This window comes from Methanococcoides orientis (genome assembly GCF_021184045.1).
Classification (GTDB): domain Archaea; phylum Halobacteriota; class Methanosarcinia; order Methanosarcinales; family Methanosarcinaceae; genus Methanococcoides; species Methanococcoides orientis.
The window spans coordinates 441,017-457,895 of the sequence record NZ_CP073710.1 but is presented as its reverse complement, the minus strand read 5'-3'; the positions used below and the strand labels follow the sequence as shown (position 1 = coordinate 457,895).

The 16,879-nt window shown below is 41.8% G+C and carries 16 protein-coding genes and 1 tRNA gene; 4 read left to right on the top strand and 13 right to left on the bottom strand.

Annotation, left to right across the window (positions count from 1 at the left end):
• Position 1 precedes the first annotated feature (1 nt).
• The 8 genes from J7W08_RS02465 to J7W08_RS02430 form a co-directional block, all read right to left on the bottom strand.
• A complete protein-coding gene (locus tag J7W08_RS02465) occupies positions 2–1,756 on the bottom strand; it encodes a formylmethanofuran dehydrogenase subunit A (RefSeq protein ID WP_233085073.1) in 1,755 nt (584 codons plus the stop codon).
• A complete protein-coding gene (locus J7W08_RS02460; RefSeq protein WP_233085072.1) occupies positions 1,756–2,778 on the bottom strand; it encodes a 4Fe-4S binding protein in 1,023 nt (340 codons plus the stop codon). The genes J7W08_RS02465 and J7W08_RS02460 overlap by 1 nt, the downstream gene beginning before the upstream one ends.
• Positions 2,779–2,794: 16 nt before the next feature.
• On the bottom strand, positions 2,795–3,388 hold the full coding sequence (locus tag J7W08_RS02455) for an FmdE family protein (protein ID WP_233085071.1): 594 nt from the start codon (positions 3,386–3,388) through the stop codon (positions 2,795–2,797).
• A gap of 277 nt (positions 3,389–3,665) precedes the next feature.
• Positions 3,666–3,953 (bottom strand): hypothetical protein, encoded by a 288-nt coding sequence (locus J7W08_RS02450; protein ID WP_233085070.1) that lies wholly within the window; start codon positions 3,951–3,953, stop codon positions 3,666–3,668.
• Positions 3,954–4,012: 59 nt separating this feature from the next.
• Positions 4,013–4,648, bottom strand: a complete 636-nt coding sequence (locus J7W08_RS02445) for an iron-sulfur cluster assembly scaffold protein (RefSeq protein ID WP_233085069.1) — start codon at positions 4,646–4,648, stop codon at positions 4,013–4,015.
• Positions 4,649–4,679: 31 nt separating this feature from the next.
• The gene (locus J7W08_RS02440) at positions 4,680–5,849 is read right to left on the bottom strand and encodes a cysteine desulfurase family protein (RefSeq protein WP_233085068.1); all 1,170 of its coding nucleotides are present in this window, start codon (positions 5,847–5,849) and stop codon (positions 4,680–4,682) included.
• 216 nt (positions 5,850–6,065) lie between these two features.
• Positions 6,066–6,923, bottom strand: a complete 858-nt coding sequence (locus tag J7W08_RS02435) for a sulfide-dependent adenosine diphosphate thiazole synthase (protein ID WP_233085067.1) — start codon at positions 6,921–6,923, stop codon at positions 6,066–6,068.
• A gap of 38 nt (positions 6,924–6,961) precedes the next feature.
• Positions 6,962–7,032 (bottom strand) — tRNA-Cys (locus tag J7W08_RS02430).
• A gap of 344 nt (positions 7,033–7,376) precedes the next feature.
• On the opposite strand from J7W08_RS02430, the gene J7W08_RS02425 reads away from it, so the two are divergent.
• Entirely contained in the window at positions 7,377–9,671 is a 2,295-nt protein-coding gene (locus J7W08_RS02425; protein WP_233085066.1) for a sensor histidine kinase, read from the top strand.
• 53 nt (positions 9,672–9,724) lie between these two features.
• Here the strand turns inward: J7W08_RS02425 and J7W08_RS02420 are convergent, their stop codons facing one another.
• Complete coding sequence (locus J7W08_RS02420; protein WP_233085065.1) at positions 9,725–10,045, bottom strand: transcriptional regulator; 321 nt, start codon at positions 10,043–10,045, stop codon at positions 9,725–9,727.
• Positions 10,046–10,316: 271 nt separating this feature from the next.
• Here J7W08_RS02420 and J7W08_RS02415 point away from each other — a divergent pair, with 271 nt between their 5' ends.
• The 3 genes from J7W08_RS02415 to engB all read left to right on the top strand — a co-directional run bounded on the left by J7W08_RS02415 (position 10,317) and on the right by engB (position 13,867).
• Positions 10,317–11,909 carry a BatD family protein gene (locus tag J7W08_RS02415; RefSeq protein ID WP_233085064.1) on the top strand — a complete coding sequence of 531 codons (1,593 nt, stop codon included), beginning with the start codon at positions 10,317–10,319 and terminating at the stop codon, positions 11,907–11,909.
• Between the two features lie 13 nt (positions 11,910–11,922).
• Positions 11,923–13,176, top strand: a complete 1,254-nt coding sequence (locus tag J7W08_RS02410; RefSeq protein WP_233085063.1) for a hypothetical protein — start codon at positions 11,923–11,925, stop codon at positions 13,174–13,176.
• 67 nt (positions 13,177–13,243) lie between these two features.
• Positions 13,244–13,867, top strand: a complete 624-nt coding sequence (gene engB / locus J7W08_RS02405) for a GTP-binding protein EngB (RefSeq protein ID WP_233085062.1) — start codon at positions 13,244–13,246, stop codon at positions 13,865–13,867.
• Positions 13,868–14,067: 200 nt separating this feature from the next.
• Here the strand turns inward: engB and J7W08_RS02400 are convergent, their stop codons facing one another.
• From J7W08_RS02400 to J7W08_RS02385, 4 genes are all read right to left on the bottom strand, one after another.
• Positions 14,068–14,688 carry a TatD family nuclease-associated radical SAM protein gene (locus J7W08_RS02400; RefSeq protein ID WP_233085061.1) on the bottom strand — a complete coding sequence of 207 codons (621 nt, stop codon included), beginning with the start codon at positions 14,686–14,688 and terminating at the stop codon, positions 14,068–14,070.
• Between the two features lie 11 nt (positions 14,689–14,699).
• A complete protein-coding gene (locus J7W08_RS02395; RefSeq protein WP_233085060.1) occupies positions 14,700–15,059 on the bottom strand; it encodes a gamma-glutamylcyclotransferase family protein in 360 nt (119 codons plus the stop codon).
• Entirely contained in the window at positions 15,056–16,246 is a 1,191-nt protein-coding gene (locus J7W08_RS02390; protein WP_233085059.1) for a geranylgeranyl reductase family protein, read from the bottom strand. Before J7W08_RS02390 ends, J7W08_RS02395 begins: the two co-directional genes overlap by 4 nt.
• A gap of 256 nt (positions 16,247–16,502) precedes the next feature.
• Positions 16,503–16,697, bottom strand: a complete 195-nt coding sequence (locus J7W08_RS02385) for a TRAM domain-containing RNA chaperone (protein ID WP_048194224.1) — start codon at positions 16,695–16,697, stop codon at positions 16,503–16,505.
• Positions 16,698–16,879: the final 182 nt, after the last annotated feature.

The following is a 16,879-nucleotide window of genomic DNA, read 5'->3' as shown; positions in this document are numbered from 1 at the left end:
ATCACTGCTCCGCATTTACCTTGATCGCTGTTGGGTTCATGAGGTACTTCTCAGGTGTTGGATAGTGGTTGAAACCGTGTGAATAATACCTGAACCATTCCTGCACATCCTTGAGCATTTCCTTCTCGTTTGCGTCCGGAACACTCGCATCGGTGTAGTAGGTCCTCTTCTCAGGGATCATGGTGATCTCACCGTTGTGGCAGACGATCTGTCCGTCCTTAACGGTGTATTCAGCGGTGCTGAACTTGTTGATCAGGTCAGAGTATTCCCTGGTGTCGATCTTGCTTGGGTCAATATCGTAGATAGTAACATCACCATCTGCGCCGATACCGAAGCTACCCTTCCTGTGTGCCATACCGATCGTCTTTGATGTGTTGGCACGGGTCATGATAGCAATATCGTAAAGGGACATTTCCCTGTCGACCCCACCGAGTGTGCTTCTGTCGTTTGCCCATGGGTGGCATTCACTGAATGTCTGGTCCCTGAACTTCTCGGACATCAACCAGCTCATAACAAGTGGGTATTTGGTGAACGGTCCACCGTTTGGACTGTCTGTTGTCATGATAGCCTTCCATGGATCATCGATCAGGAGGAGGCATTCAAGACCCATTGCCCACTGGGTACTGTGAACAGGGTTGCTCTTAAGGTATGTGAATGGACAGACACCTGAACCACATTCGAGTTCAACATCTGTGTTTGACCATTTACCACCGGTAAGCACTGAGAGATCGTGGATGGAAGGACCATCACCGGTCATACATGTTGCTTCACCGAATGGTACACAACCACTGTCAATTACAATGTGGTCTGTGCTGTTGATGTAATCAGTAAGAGGTTTGACACCGGACTCAAAGTCACGCCAGGATGTACCGCCAAATGCGTTGAACATCATATGTGTGAGGTACACGGACTGGTCCCTGCTTGGGTCGATTTTTGTCTCTGCCCATTCGACACCCATGTCCTGCTTTGCTTTCACATTTTTGGACATTTTCAAGGATTCCTTTGTTGTCTCAAAGTTTCCTGGATGACCAAGATTGTTTGCGTGAAGGTGCATTGACATTGGCATACCGAGCATCTCATTGACCTCAGTAAGTCCGTCGATCATCTCTCTTGGAGTGACCTCGAAGTGGATGTTTGCTTCATCAAGGGAAGATACGTTCTTACCCCATCCCCAGTTCTCAACACCAGCTGGATTTACACATTTGATACCATAGGTCTTGTGGGTCTTCATCATCCATGAAACGTATGCTGCTGCCTTGTCGATGTCGCCTTCCTTGAGGTAGCGCATCATGAACCAGTTGTTACCAAGAACAAGGTATCCACCCATATCGAGCATTGGGATAGAGCGCATCTCTTCGTGTGTGTGGCGAGCTTCCATTGGAGGAACAGCTGCCTCGAAGACGGTTGTGTAACCCATCTGTGAGTATTCGTATCCTTCCATGTAAACAGATGGTACAGTCTCTCCTGATCCGGAGTGTGTAATATCTGTCTTTGTCATGGTTGCCTTGTAACCATCCTCCGGACGCATCATCCTACCGACATTGACCTTTGCACCGGCAATGTGGGAGTGGGAGTCAACACCACCAGGCATTACGGTCTTGCCTGTTGCATCAATTACTTTAGCATCTTTCATGTCAGCATCTGAAAGCTCAGATACTACCTTACCGTTTTTGATGAAAATGTCCTGCTTGTCACCATTCACTTCATTGAGCGGGTCATAAACAGATCCATTTTTAATTACAATAGTTCCAGCCATTATTCCACCTCTCTCTTCTCAAGCCATATTGCGGATGTCGGGCAGATCATTGCACAGGCACCACATGAACCACATGCTTCCTGATCGATGACCTTGATGCTACCGTTCCTTACCTCAAGTAATGGTTTCTCGTCAACATCGTTGAGCGCACCAGCTGCGATGAACTTTGAGGAGTTTGCATTGACAGGACATACGATAACACAGTTACCACAGCCAAGGCAGGCATCTTCGTCGGTCTTAAGCACAGATGTCAGGACAGCTGTTGCTGATGGTTTGTTGAGAAGCTTCTTCTCGAAGACAGTCTTCTTTTCCATATCTGTAAGGATCGCGGTCTTCTGTACATCGATAGCATCTACAGGACATGCGACTGCACATGCACCACAGTAGAGACATGCATCCGGACGCTGTGCGACCTTATCGACCCTCTCACCAATATCCCATTCTGGGTTGAACAGTGCATTGCATGGACATACATCCACACATGTGCGGCATGCCTGACAGACATCCTCATCGCGTACCCAGGTACCTGCAAAAGGCTTCTGGACAGCGATAGCATCTGTTGGACAAACTTCACCACACCACCCACAGTGTACACATTCTTCGTTGTCGATGATCGTCTTACCATCTATGCGTGCATCGTTGTCATTTGAAAGCCACTGCTGGACCTCTATAGCGCCCTGTGGACAGATCTGTTCACAAAGACCACAGTGTACACAGTCATCGTTCACGGTTGTTGGTGCAATAGTGCTGCACAAATAATTCTCGCCGCACACAGGCTTTCCATCTTCCCTCATCTCAAGAGCACCGGTTGGACATATCTTAGTACACATTCCGCATGTAATGCAGTTGTCTCTTATGTCCAGGAAATCCTTGTTGATAAGTCCCCTGGCAACTGGTCCAACAGAACCTATGATCAGGGTGTCCTTTGGACAGACCATTGTACAGGTTCCACAACCAATGCACTTGTGTGGCATGTAGACCACTTGCTTGTTATCTTTTGTCGAAACCACTATTTCGTTCATCTAATCTACTCCGTAATTATTGCTCATGTCTGCATGCTTCACAAATTGCTTCGCCTTCGTACCAGACAAAACTATCTCCACACTTGTCACAAAGCTTTACTTGCTTGCGTTTCTTGATCGGTACTTCGATCTCTGTAAAAGAATAAGAATAAATCTTCTCTCCAGCCTCAAGGACTATTGGAAGAACGACCTCATGACGTACTTTCTCAATGTTCATGTACCATGCATGAAGTTTCGGGTATGCCTTTGTCTTTTCAGGATCAAGGTAGATCCTGACAGCTGGCATCGTTTTCTCACCCGGTGCACCACGCTTGTTGACAGTAACAGCCATCTTCCCGTAATCCTTTACCTTTAATCCCTTGTTTCCGGTGGTAGCACCCTCAAGGATCTGGAAAGGATCAGGAACACAGTTGTATGTCTCTGCTGTAGCATAGATACGCTCACCTTCCTTAACATCAAGGAGTCTCTTTGACATATTGAGCATCTGCAGGCCAATAAGTGCCCCTGTGCTCAAGTAGCCGTGGAAAGGAATGATCTTCTCCACCTGTAAAAATAGCTCTGGATCTTGTTCTTTAATCTGTTTGAGAATATTATCCATTTCGTCATCCATATGAAGACCTCTTGAATGTGAAAGTATAGCATCGGATCGGCCGGATCCTTTAAACGGTGTTTAACATAACCGCTTGTAATGCTAAGGAACATACCGGTGAAAATTATATATAGTTTATCGTTGCCGGTAAAAACGTGGCAGGGGTGGTTAAATACTCAGGCCTGAAGCAAATAAGTAGCTTATATAGATAGATCTGAAAAAGTAAACAAAAATAGAAAAGACGAGTTTTGAAAAGAATAATCAATACGGTTCTTCCAACAACAGCAACAAAGACAGCTCATTCCACAAGTTCAGCGATCTTCTCCAGCAACCCCTTTGCAATTTCCTCACTCGCAGCATGCCTTACCGTGATCTTGCCACTCTTATAAACGAGGATCATCATAGCACCGGAAGTGAAACGGATGGCTCCAAGCTCCTCAGAACAACGCAAGAATTTGATCAAATTCCCTTCTTCTGTTTTTAGAGCTTCACATGCCTTTGAGATATCAATCTCATTATCAAGCTGTGCTATCACATGCTGAATATCCGGACCGCTCTTACAGGGAGTAATAGACCTAATTTCCATACTTATCAAAACCCTTTTTAAAAGTTTAAATTGAAAATAAAAAAGTCAAAAGAAAAGTATCAGGAGATGAAATCAACCGTGACACTTTCAACATCCCAGAGAGCTTCCAGCTTCTCGATGACGTCCTCTTTTATTGCAGCTGCGAACTGGTGATGGGAAGGTAGGTCAAGCACTACACGTACATTGCCTTCATCGACTGTTATCTTCATCACAAGCTCGGTCCTTATAATATCCAGTCCTTTTATCGGGTTCATCACATGTTTCAGGCGCCTTTTGACAACTTCCTCGTCAGTCGTCTCTTTCTCTACGACCATCCCATGCTTTTCCTCATAGTCACGTATAGCAGATCTGAGGCCTTCCACTGCCAGTACAGAACAGTGTGCTTTTACCGCAGGAAGTCCGCCAAGTGCCTCTGCAGCCTCCTTCCATGTGATCTTCTTGGCCTCATCAAGGGTCTTTCCCTTTGCAAGGTCAGTAATAATAGAAGCTGTAGCAATGTTGGATGCACAGCCGTAAGATTCGAAGGAAATATCTTCAATGATGAGAGTCTCAGGATTCACTTTCAGGTAAACAGCAACCATATCCCCACATGCTGCACTGCCTTCGAGACCCTTTCCGTCCGGATCATCCATCTTGCCCACGTTATGTGGATTTTTGAAATGCTCAAGTACCTCTTTACTATAAGGGAAATTCATAGAACCACCTCTTGTATTCCTTGATATTGATTTACTCATCTGCTGACAGCGGGCTGATAGCCCTTAGATTAACAACAACTTCCTTCAACGCATCAATAATAGAATCTGCATCTTCCATAGTGTTAAATCTTCCGAAGCTGAAACGCAATGAACCGTGAGCTCGCTCATGGTCGCCACCTATACCAAGTATAACATGGCTTGCCTCAAGGGAGCGACTGAAACATGCAGACCCCGTGCTCACTGCAAAACCCATCATATCCAGGTGTAACGTAATAGATTCACCTTCAACATAATGGAATGTCATGTTAGCATTCTGTGGCAGCCTGCTCGTAGCACTACCATTGAGAGTAACACTGGGTATCTCAGCACTTATCCTCTCAATAACGCGATCCCTCATTGCCTTAAGCTGCTCGGTCTCCTCAGGAGTAACCAGCTCAACAGCCTTTGCAAAACCTACAGCACCAGGGATATTCTCAATACCTGCACGCCGGTCGGACTCCTGGAAACCTCCGTCCATCCATTTGTTGATAGGAGTACCCTCTCTTATGTACAGGGCTCCAACCCCACGAGGACCGTGAATAGTATGAGCTGAGACCGTGACAAGATCAACAGGTATCTCGCTTACGTCAAGAGGAATCCTTGTGAAACTGTGAGTTGCATCAGTATGCAGCAAAACCTCCTTTTCTTTACAGATGTCTGCTATGGACTTAATATCCTGCAACGTACCGATCTCCTGGTTTGCATGCTGGATAGAGACCAGTGCAGTCTGAGGAGTGATAGCAGCCTTAAGCATTTCAAGATCGAGGATCCCTTCACTGTCAACACTTATGAAATCAACCTTATAGCCCTGTTTTTCGAGCATCTTAGCAGTGTTCAGAACATCGAAGTCTTCCAGACGGGAGACGATCAGGTGATCGTCCTTCTTGCCTTTCAACGCAGAAAGAACCCCTTTTATTGCCATGTTGCTCGATTCAGTGCTTCCCGAAGTAAACACGACCTCACTGGCATCTGCACCAAGAGCTGATGCAATTACCTTTCGGGATCTTTCAAGTCCTTCCTTGGAATCAATTCCCATTGAATATCCAAATTCGGAAGTAGCAACTGCATAAGTATCAAAAAAATACGGATTCATTGCTTCAAGTACCCTCTCATCCAATCGAGTACTGGCAGCATTATCAAGATATACGGTTTTGTCGAACATCTGGCAAACACTCCTTTGATCAAATAAATATACTAATGTGAAATTGCTCTGCTCAAGACACCATCGATGACTGCCACAAACAGCCTTAGCAGAGATTAAATGATATACAGAGATTATATTGGCAACTGTATAAAGCGTTAACCATTTACTGTAAAATTACAGCATAAAATAATAGAGGGAAGGATAGAACAGCATAAACTGCCTATCCATAAGATATTATCTGGACCTTACGATCTCTTCAGCGATCTTTGCAGCTTTTACACCGGATTCCAACATGCCACCAAAGGTAGGACCCATTCTGGAAAGACCAAAACATGTAGCTGCGGCCATTCCTGTAACTACGAGTCCCGGGTAAAGCTCAGAAGTGTTGTTCACCACAGCATCTTCGGAATTATCAACATCCATTCCCAGGAAGCCTTTAAGGTCTACCAGACCACGGTTTGCAAGTGAGTTGGCCACGACCGCATCGTGTCCTGTTGCATCAATAACGCATTTCGTCTCGATAGCCACAGGATCCACACAGGTTATAGCGCGTGGTAATGCTGAGACAGGTGTCCAGTTGGTAACAGCACCGCAAACACGTCCGTCCCTGAGAACAACATCATCGAACTTGTTCATGTTCAGCATGAAAGCACCTGCATCACAGGCAGCTGAGATCAACTTGGAACAGGCAGATGGTGCATCTGCAACATAGAGACCTTCCTTTATATCAGGTACTTCCTTGTAAGGAACACCAAGCTGGTCAAAGATCCTCTGTGCAGGCGCTCTTACTGTAACCTTGTTCATCAGGTAACCACCTAACCAGAAGCCGCCACCAAAGTAATTGTTGCTCTCAAGCACAACGGTCTTTAGGCCTTTGGAAGCAAGATCCCTTGCTGCTACAAGTCCACTTGGCCCTCCGCCAACAATGATAACATCACTTTCTATGTGATTAAGGAAATCTCCAAGGAATTCTTCAACTATCGAACGCGTAATATCTTTTTCAGTTGCTTGTGCGAATTGATTCATATCTTCACCCATTTTAATAGAGATGATCTGTAAGTTGCCAGAAAGTGCAATTTTGAGCCGGTTCATAAAAAGAGCCAGACATTTTGCCTTACATCTTATTTAAAAGGCCGGAGTGAGAATCGAATTTAGGTACTCCGATCTGCAGTCGGACACATAACCACTCTGCCATCCAGCCAATTGTTACCGATTCACTATTGTGAAATCACAATCGTGAATTGTATTTATTATATATATAGATTATGTTGTAAGCAAATTAAAGAAGGAGACAACGTAAAATATTTACAGCATCTCATAAAGAGAGATTAATTGCAAATATTTTGAAATATAATCAGTAAGTAATAGTTAGAACGTTTTTGCATAAGATTATAGCCAAATTAAGCAAAATTTAACATCGATAGTCGTGACGCTGCCATACATTTATGTAATATAATATATGTTAACATCGTTTCAGATACTATAATATAATTAGCAATGAATCAAAATATTTAATCCTGTTTTTAGAAAAATTGGAGTTTTTGAATGGATCTAAAAGACATTTCTTTAAGAAAGAAACTTACAGTTTATATTGTTGCAGGAACCTTTTTAATTTTTATAGTATCAGCTTTGCTAATAATCTCAACAACATTATCCCAGCATGAAGAACTTGCATACCAGCAATCCATAGAAATTGCCCGCAAGCATGCAAACGAATTCAATGCAGATCAAATGAAATATCATGCATTTTCAAAAATCATTGCAGACACGATCTCTGATAGCCTTATCTACGATCGGGAGGAAGCAAATAAAGTCCTAAAGGAGATACTTATTAAAAATCCGGAGCTTGTCGGGACATACGTCTGTTTTGAACCCAATGCATATGATGGGAGAGACATGGAATATGCAAATACATCAGGCCATGATTCAACTGGCAGATTTATCCCATACTGGAATAAGCTGGATGGCAATATTAGCCTTGATCCTTTACAGAACTATGAAGAACTTGATTACTACAGATTACCAAAGCTTACAGGAAATTACGTGCTAACGGAGCCATATTGGTATTCAGAGAAGATAATCATCAGTCACTCAACACCGATATTCCGTGACGGACAGTTCATTGGAATTGGGGGTGTCGATGTAACTCTCAATGGCATGGACAGCATTGTAAGTAACATTACAGCATTCCAGAGCGGATATGCCATACTTAGCAGCAACGAGGGTCTTATCCTTTCACATCCAACCAAAAAAGAATGGATCGGTGAAAAAACACTTTACGAATTCAATGATGATATCACTATAATGGCAGATGACATTAAAGAAGGAAAAAGTGGTCACATCGAAACAGTAGATCCGAGTACAGGAAAGCAGGTTATCGCATTCTATGAACCTACAAAAGAAGGAAAGTATTCATTCATACTTGTAGTTCCGAAAGATGATATGTTCAAAGGAGTTATAGACCTAAAGAATGAATTAATCACAATATTGATGATCGCAATATTGCTCATGGGACTTGTTGCCTCCCTTACAGCAAAAACTGTGAGTAAAAATATAGAAAATATTGTTAATGACTTTAAAGACATTTCAGATTCTGCTTTAACCGGAAACTTTGATGCCAGAGCAAATACTGATATTGACATTGATTTTAGAGAATTTACAGTCAGATTAAACCATTTGCTTGATAATCTCCAAAGATCAAGCGAACTTAATGAAGAAATGGCTGATATAATAGACCACAGTCCCGTAACTGTCTTTAAATGGAAGAATAAAAAAGGATGGCCAGTAGAACTTGTATCCGGGAACATAGCACTATTTGGTTATGTTGCTGATGATTTCATATCAAAAAAAATAAATTATGCAGACATCATCCACCCCGATGATCTTGAACGCGTAGAAGACATACTTTCAGAGAGCATTATAAAAAGAACCCCACATTTTAGCCAGTATCGGATAATAACAAGATCAGGAGAAATTCGTTGGGTTGAAGAACAGACACTCTTACAAATTGATAAAAATAATAATCTAAATTACATGCAGGGAATTATCGTTGATATAACGGAAAGAAAGAATGCCGAAAACCAAATAATTAATGCAAAAATGGCAGCAGAAGCCTCCAATCAAACAAAGAGCATGTTCCTTGCAAACATGAGTCACGAACTCAGGACACCACTTAATTCAATAATTGGTTTTTCAGACATACTTCTCGAAAATATTGCAGGCCCAATTAATAAAAGGCAGGAAAAATACATTTATAATGTATTGAATAGTGGAAAACACCTTCTAAACCTTATTAATGATATTCTTGATCTTTCAAAAGTCGAAGCCGGAAAAATGGATATTCATTATGAGGTCTTTTATGTGAGAGAGGTCGTCACAAATATTGTAACAATCATAAAACCTCTTGCACAAAAAAAAGCTATCAAGCTTGTGATAAATATTGAAGAAGGCATATCCACCATAAATGCAGACAAAACAAAATTCAAGCAAATCCTCTACAATCTTCTAAGTAATGCGATAAAATTTACAGATGAAAAAGGAGAAGTTCACCTGACAGTAACCTGTATTGACAATCAACTGAAAATCAGTGTTACTGACACAGGTATTGGAATTGCTCAGGAAAATATTGAAAAGATATTCCAGCCATTCGAGCAGATCGAATCAGATAATTCCAGAAATTATCAGGGAACCGGACTTGGACTTGTCCTTGTCAAAACCTTTGTGGAACTACATGGCGGCAATATAGAGGTAAAAAGCAAAAAAGAAGCTGGAAGTACATTCACCTTCATCATGCCAATTGATGAGATGGAAGTTTCAGAAAAAGAACAGAATGAAGAATAAAAGAGGAAACAGAACAGAATCGTTTTCGAATATTTCCAGAGAGGAAGAACAGGTCAATCTTCCACAGGGCAGGCACCCTCACCTCTTCTTAAATACCTGCAGATCTCACAGATCTTTGCAGGGACATTATCCACCTTACCCTCCTGTATCTCAAGAGCAAGACGAGCTATAGACTCTTTCACATCGTCATCAAATTCTATACGATAGCCTCGTTTTTTTGTCAGGTACTGAGATACAGCAGAAGGAGCCATTCCAAACATCTTTGCAACTTCTTTCTGTGAGATCCCGTTCTTTACAAGTTCCATTGCAAGCGCTGCACGGATAGCCGGGAGGATATCCCATACAACTGCCTGACAGGGAGTTTCCAGATTCATAATATCACTTACGCTATGCTATAGTACATTACATGCCATACAGCTTTCATAGCATATGGCTTCGTAACATATATATGTATTCACTATTGTGAAATTCTATAGGATAAATAATATAAATCAAAGATGTTTGTAAAGGTTGATTCATCTGGAAGTATTTAATTCATGTAGATATATTATAGGTATAAGAGTTAAATAAAATATGATATTATATATTGTCAATTGATAAATAAGAATTATAGGTCATAATCTCAATCGTTAAAAGAGGGGTCCCATGTTCAGGAAAGCTTTGATCATATTACTAATGGTGCTTTGTGTATTATCAGTTACAGCGTCTGCGTACACAATTGATGATATCGAATGGAAATCTACAGAAACAACCACACTTCATTGGGGGCATAGTTTTGAAAACGGAGAAGCAAAAGATGATTCCTATGACACATATGTGATCAAAGCAGAGGACTTCTCGAGTGATGGGTTTGTGTCCTTATCTCTTTCGAAGGATGGACAGATCAAAGATATTGCCTCCCTCGGCTTGGCTGACAGCTGGGAATACAGGGATGAAGAGAATGGACAGGATGTAAAACTCTTTATCAAGGAAATAAAGACCAATGTCGATCAGTGGACCGGCAAAATGGAAGATCCTACTGTGAATATAGAAGTATACAGAAGAGGTGTTCCTGACTTCGACATTGATATCAAGACTGAAAAGAACGAGTATGATCCAAGATCTCCGAGCAATCCAAAAGAAGTGGTAACTACCATCACTGTAAAAAATAAAGGATATGCAGAAGCACAAGATGTTGAGGTCATCGTAGATCCTGCAGGAATGGAACTGGCCGATGGAGATCTCAAGACCCACATAACCACATTAGCTAAAGATGAAACATCTGAGATCATAGAGGTTGACCTTGAAGTACCCCACCTTTGGGAAGAGACCGATCTTGATATTGAAGTGACCGTACGAGCTAAAGACATCAATGGCGACATCCATGAAGACAGTGAGAAAAAGGAAATAACCGTAATGCCAAAGGCTGAACTAATACTTACAAAATCAATTATTGAAGAACTCTATATGGATGAGACAGCGTATGTTTCAGTAGCTGTCCGCAATTATGGCATTTATAGCATGGACTCAGTTACAATAAAAGACACCGTACTTTCCAGTATGGAACTTAAAGACAGTGTAACACTTGAAAAGACAGTATCATTCAAGCCCGGAGAAACCATTGAAGTTTTCTCCTATGCACTGAAACCCATTAAACCAGGCAAATACACATCACCTGAAGCAGTTGCAACATATACGGCTTCCAACGATAAAACCTATACATATGAATCAAATGATCCAAAGATCGAGATCAATGGACCTTACATAACCCTATCCCAGAAAATGGATAAAACAAAAGTAGAACCCGGGGCCGAGGTTAAAGTCACTGTGACCGCTAAGAACGAAGGTAACAGGGATGCAAGCACAAGAGTGTCTTCCACTGATTTCCCGGAAGGTTCAACTTTTGTCAGTGGTGATACATCCTTTGATAAAGTACTGGGAAAAGGTGAATCCGGAAGCTATTCATACATTCTGAAAATGAATGATGAAGGAACATTCAAACTTTCACCTGCAACTGCAACTTTTATCGATATGGAAAGCTACAAAGGTGAAAAAATATCTAACATGCCTGAGATAACGGTAGAAATTCCTGAACCGAAAGAGACCACAACTTCATCAAGTACAAGTAATCCATCAAATGGTGACAGTTCACAACCAGGAACTGAATCAAATGAAGAGGTTGTGGAACCTGGTTTCGAATCGATCTTCGCAATTACTGCACTTGCAGGTGTATATCTGGCAATAAGAAGGAGAAAATAAATAGATCATGCGTGTGAGAATAAAAATCTGCCTTATCATTTTATTTGCCATAATCCTATGTGCAAATACAGCCATCGCCTCTTCCGATGAGAATACGAACTGGAACGATTCGGTCAACCATACCCTTTACTGGGGGGATAGTATCGAGGTAGATGGCTTTCTGATCAAGGCAAATGATTTCTCAAAGGCAAGACCTTTTGATATTGAAACCGATTACGTAATGCTTACCATTAACTCCGATGACTCGGAAGAATGGAGTGCACTGCTCTCGGTCAACAACAGCCAGATACCCAACACTAAGATATTTGGGGAAAGGTTGAACATAACTGCTTTTGAAGTCGTTACGGGAATTGATATCCCAGCACCCTACACAAAGATAGGAGTTTCCACACTTAATGTTACAGAGGAAGATATCGATAGCTGGATCAACAACACCATCTTTGTCACCAAAACCAGATATAAAGAGACCTACATTGATGAAAGGGTCTTTATTGCGATCCAGATCAACAATCTTCGAAATATAGAATTCCAGAGCGTCCTAATAAACGAAACATTACCAGAGAATATATTGATGGACCCTGATATCAATGCGGATCAAAAGGTCAATATAAGGCCATATTCAAAGAACACGATCCAATATTCTGTCAAAGCATTACGTCCCGGGAACTACACCATCCCACCTACTGAGATCGAAATAATAGACAATGGGATAAAGTACTACCAATACACAAACTCAACGGAACTAGTTGTATACGGACCACACATCAATGCTACAAAGACAGCCAAAGTTGATGGAAATGACCCACAGCTTTATGAGATCACCATAAAAGTGAAAAATGAAGGCAATCGTGCAGCATATGTAGAGATCAATGATGAGATGTTGCCAAACTCAGTTATCATGCAAGGAAAGACCGCAACTGAGATGGTCATCTTCCCCGATAAAATAAAAACCCTGGAATATTCTATAAGGATCGAAGAGATTGAGGGAAACCTAATAGTCCCTTCAGCTAAAGTATACTTCTCAGATTCAAAAGGATTTTCTGACACTTTCAAAACAAAAAAATTCTACTTACTTGAAAAAGAGGAAGATTTACCAGAACCCATCGAAATCCCAGAAGATGATCAGAATACAGAAGTTTCTGGAACTTCAACTGAAGAAAATGGTGGAGAGGACATTGAATACCCTTCATTCGGAAGGATCCGATCTGTAAAGGACATCCTCGATAACACGATTAGAATAATCAATGAAGCGCTTGAATACAAGTGAGAACTCATCTTCATATAGAACGAAATCTTTTTAGCCCTCCCAATAGTTTAGGCTACAGGAATGAGACATGAAAAAAGAACAAGGATTTGAAAAAGCTAAATTCGAGATAATACTCTCGGGAAGATCAAATGTTGGAAAATCATCCATCATACGAGAGCTTACGGGTAAAAAAGTGAAGGTCGGCAAACGTCCGGGAGTTACATTAAAACCCGCCCATAGCCTGCGTTCTGATCTGTTAATTACGGATCTTCCCGGATTCGGGTTCATGAGCGGTGTGAAAGACCGAAAGCAGGACATCGTGAAGGACCAGATCGTACGTTACATAGAAGATAATGCCGACAGAATAAAGATAGCAGTCCTTGTCACTGATGCAGTTTCATTTATAGATGTGGTCGAACGCTGGGAAAGCCGCAATCAGATACCTATAGACATCGAAATGTTCGATCTATTCAATGAACTTGGATTTGATACCATTGTCGCCATAAACAAGATGGATCGAATAAAAGACGTAGAACAGCAAGAGAGACTTGATGGTATCGTTGAAAAACTTGGCCTTACCCCTCCGTGGGACCAGTGGAATTACATAATTGCGCCAACAAGTGCAAAAAAAGGAGATATCAAAACACTTAAAGGGCTACTCAGAAAGCGTCTCCACGATATTAAGAGAGATGACCTTTTCAAATACATCTGAGATAGCTATGAAATAAGCAGGAAATAGCTACGAGATAAATATAGCAGAACTATAGCAGAATTATCAAATAAATATCATGGGTATTAAATAAACATGAGATAAACATAGGTAAATGAAATTTAACCTCGTTTGCCTACAACTTAAGTTTGTCTATACCTACTTACTTACCCATTTACGTTTTATTTATTAAATTTTATTTATTACCTTACGTGGAACGCAGCACCGATATCAAGTGCGATCTTCTCACATTTTTCAACATCGATGTCATTAAAACCCACAACTGTCATACGGGTTTGAATTCCCGCTGCAATGGCATCCCTTGTGAAATCCAGCATAGCATTATAGGAACCCTCAAAAGCAGGTCTGCACAACTCATTATATTTGCTTTCGGATTCTGCATTAAGGCTCACAGACACCTCATCAAGACCTGCTTCTTTTAACTCAGCCACAACATTCCTTTCAGGATAAAGCAACTGGGCATGGCCATTGGTATCAAGCCTTACCTTTACGCCACGTTCCTTGAGCCAGTGAGTGACCTCCAGCAGGACATCAAATCGTAGCGTCGCCTCGCCGAACCCCGTAAATACCACCTCCCGGTATTTACTCAGATCGATCAAATCCAGCTTACCCAGTATATCTTCGACAGAAGGCTCTTTTTTGAGGCGAAGGTCGTAACCGTAAACACCATCGGTGCCATCGCGTATGCAGAATACACAACTTGCACTGCACCTATTGGTTATGTTAAGATACAGGTTACCATGTGCTTCATAACAAATAGTACCAATATTAGCGAGATATCCATCAAATTCGTCTTCTGTCATTTGCACCCTCCTCAATTTTCATCATCATTAGACCAGAGACCAGACTCTATTACAGAGTATCTTTCATGTTGAACATCCGGTGAAAGGAAATACATTCCTGCTTTAGAACCATTATCCAACAATACTTCCCCCCTGAAGAACCATTTGCCTTCAAGATCATCGATAACATCCAATGTTTCACCATCCACATCAAAAAGCTCACCAGATATCCTTGATGCAGGTTCACTCATCACCACACCGGGAAAATCCTGCATGTCCAACATACGAAATTTCGCTTTTGTACAGACCTCAGATACAAGAACAGAATCTCCAAGTAGATGATGGTTACAATATCCACTTTTTAAAGTGCCGTAAACAAATAAAAGGCTCATTTTATCCCAAAGTTCATCTTGATGAGCCCTTTCCTGACCGCATCCGGCAACTGACCGCACTGTAATGCCTTCATATGCTCAGGATCGATCATCTTTATCGCTGCAGACATCATTGAATCGGAGCGCATGAGGTTATCCATTAGCTTTCTCACATAGACTGCGGTCTTGATCTCAAGTCCCATCTCTTTTCTCCAGCGCTCATCATAATCTGTCAACTTGCATTTGCCTTCAAGAGAATCAACGGCAGTCTGGCCAGCGATCTTTCCGCCAACCATTGCAGTGGAGATACCGCCACCATTGGTGGCTATGATATGGCCGGCAGCATCACCGGCAACAAGTGTATCCTTAGTAGCAGTCACTTTTGGAGCACCACCAACAGGCACAAGCCCGGAAACAATGGAAATTATAGAGCCGCCAGTCAGCTTTTTACTGGCAATTGGATGCTCATACATGAACCTTTCAAGATAATCCCTTGCAGACATACCATTCCTGAAAAGGACTTCCCTGATACCTACACCAATATTGGCAGTATCGCCTCCCTGAGAGATAACCCAGGCATAGCCACCGGGAACATAATCTTTTCCAAAGTACATCTCCACAGCATCCCGGTCAACATCCACACCGCTGATCTCATACTCGAATGCCGTCCCTGTACCCATTGGATCAGGATCACGCACAAGTCCCTTTGCTTTTCCAACGATCGAATTAGGACCATCAGCACCAATGAGAACTTTACCGTGGATCATATGTTCACCGAAAACACCATCGACCTTAACAGTAGTGCCATTTACCTCAAGGACGTTGGTACCTGCCATGAGCTGTGCACCGCATTTGCCTGCCACTTTTGCAAGATACTTATCAAACCTGCGCCTGTCGATCGCATCAGCATCTACTTCAAATTCCTTGGAATTACCATTGGGAGCGATAAAACGCTGCACACTACTTGAAGCATGTATGCATTCCGAAGGTATTGACTCAAGAGTAAAGGGAAGCTCAGCATTTGGAACAAGCTCCTGCAGAGTTTCAAGATGAGGAAGGAAACCGCCACATTGGAGTGGTATACCAATATCCTTCTTTTTATCTATGAGAAGTACGGATGCACCCGCCTTTGCTGCATAGGTTGCAGCTGTAGAACCGGCAGGCCCTGCACCGACAATGATCAGATCATATGAGTTTTCAGGCGTCATGGGAATGTGTTCTATAGGAGTGATATATTATAAATCTGTTTCAGCGGTTCATACAACGAAGATATAGGCAGGTAAATGTGGAACTGACGAAAAAGCGAGTAAACAAGTGAGTGGAATGTAAGTGGGAAGGTCAATGACGGAAATAAGGAAATTCAAAAAATTAGAAAAATCAGAGAAATAAGTAAGAAATTACAAAAAAACAGTTGTGTAAAGAATAAATGAATCTATTCTTCACATCAAAAAAGAAGCTGAGAAATTACTCAGCTACTTCACCGAAAGCGAACTTGCGCATTACTTTGGTGACCTTGATGGTCACTTCGTCGCCAACGGAGGTGGCAGGTACAAAGATTACAAAACCGCTTACTCTTGCGATGCCGTCTCCTTCCTTTGCAATATCTTCAATTGTTACGTCGTATGTTTCGCCAGCTTCTACTGGAGCAGTTGATTCCATGTTGTTGAACAAATATTTCACATCCTTTTTGTGATGCTTGAAAGGACTAACTAAGCTGGAAAACATAATGGAAAAGAAGCAGATACTTGAGTAAATACCACCTGATACCTTACGTTTGAAGCAAAAAGTTATACTTTAAAGCATTAATTAAATTGCATGGATGGAATATAAGGGTTCTGGTC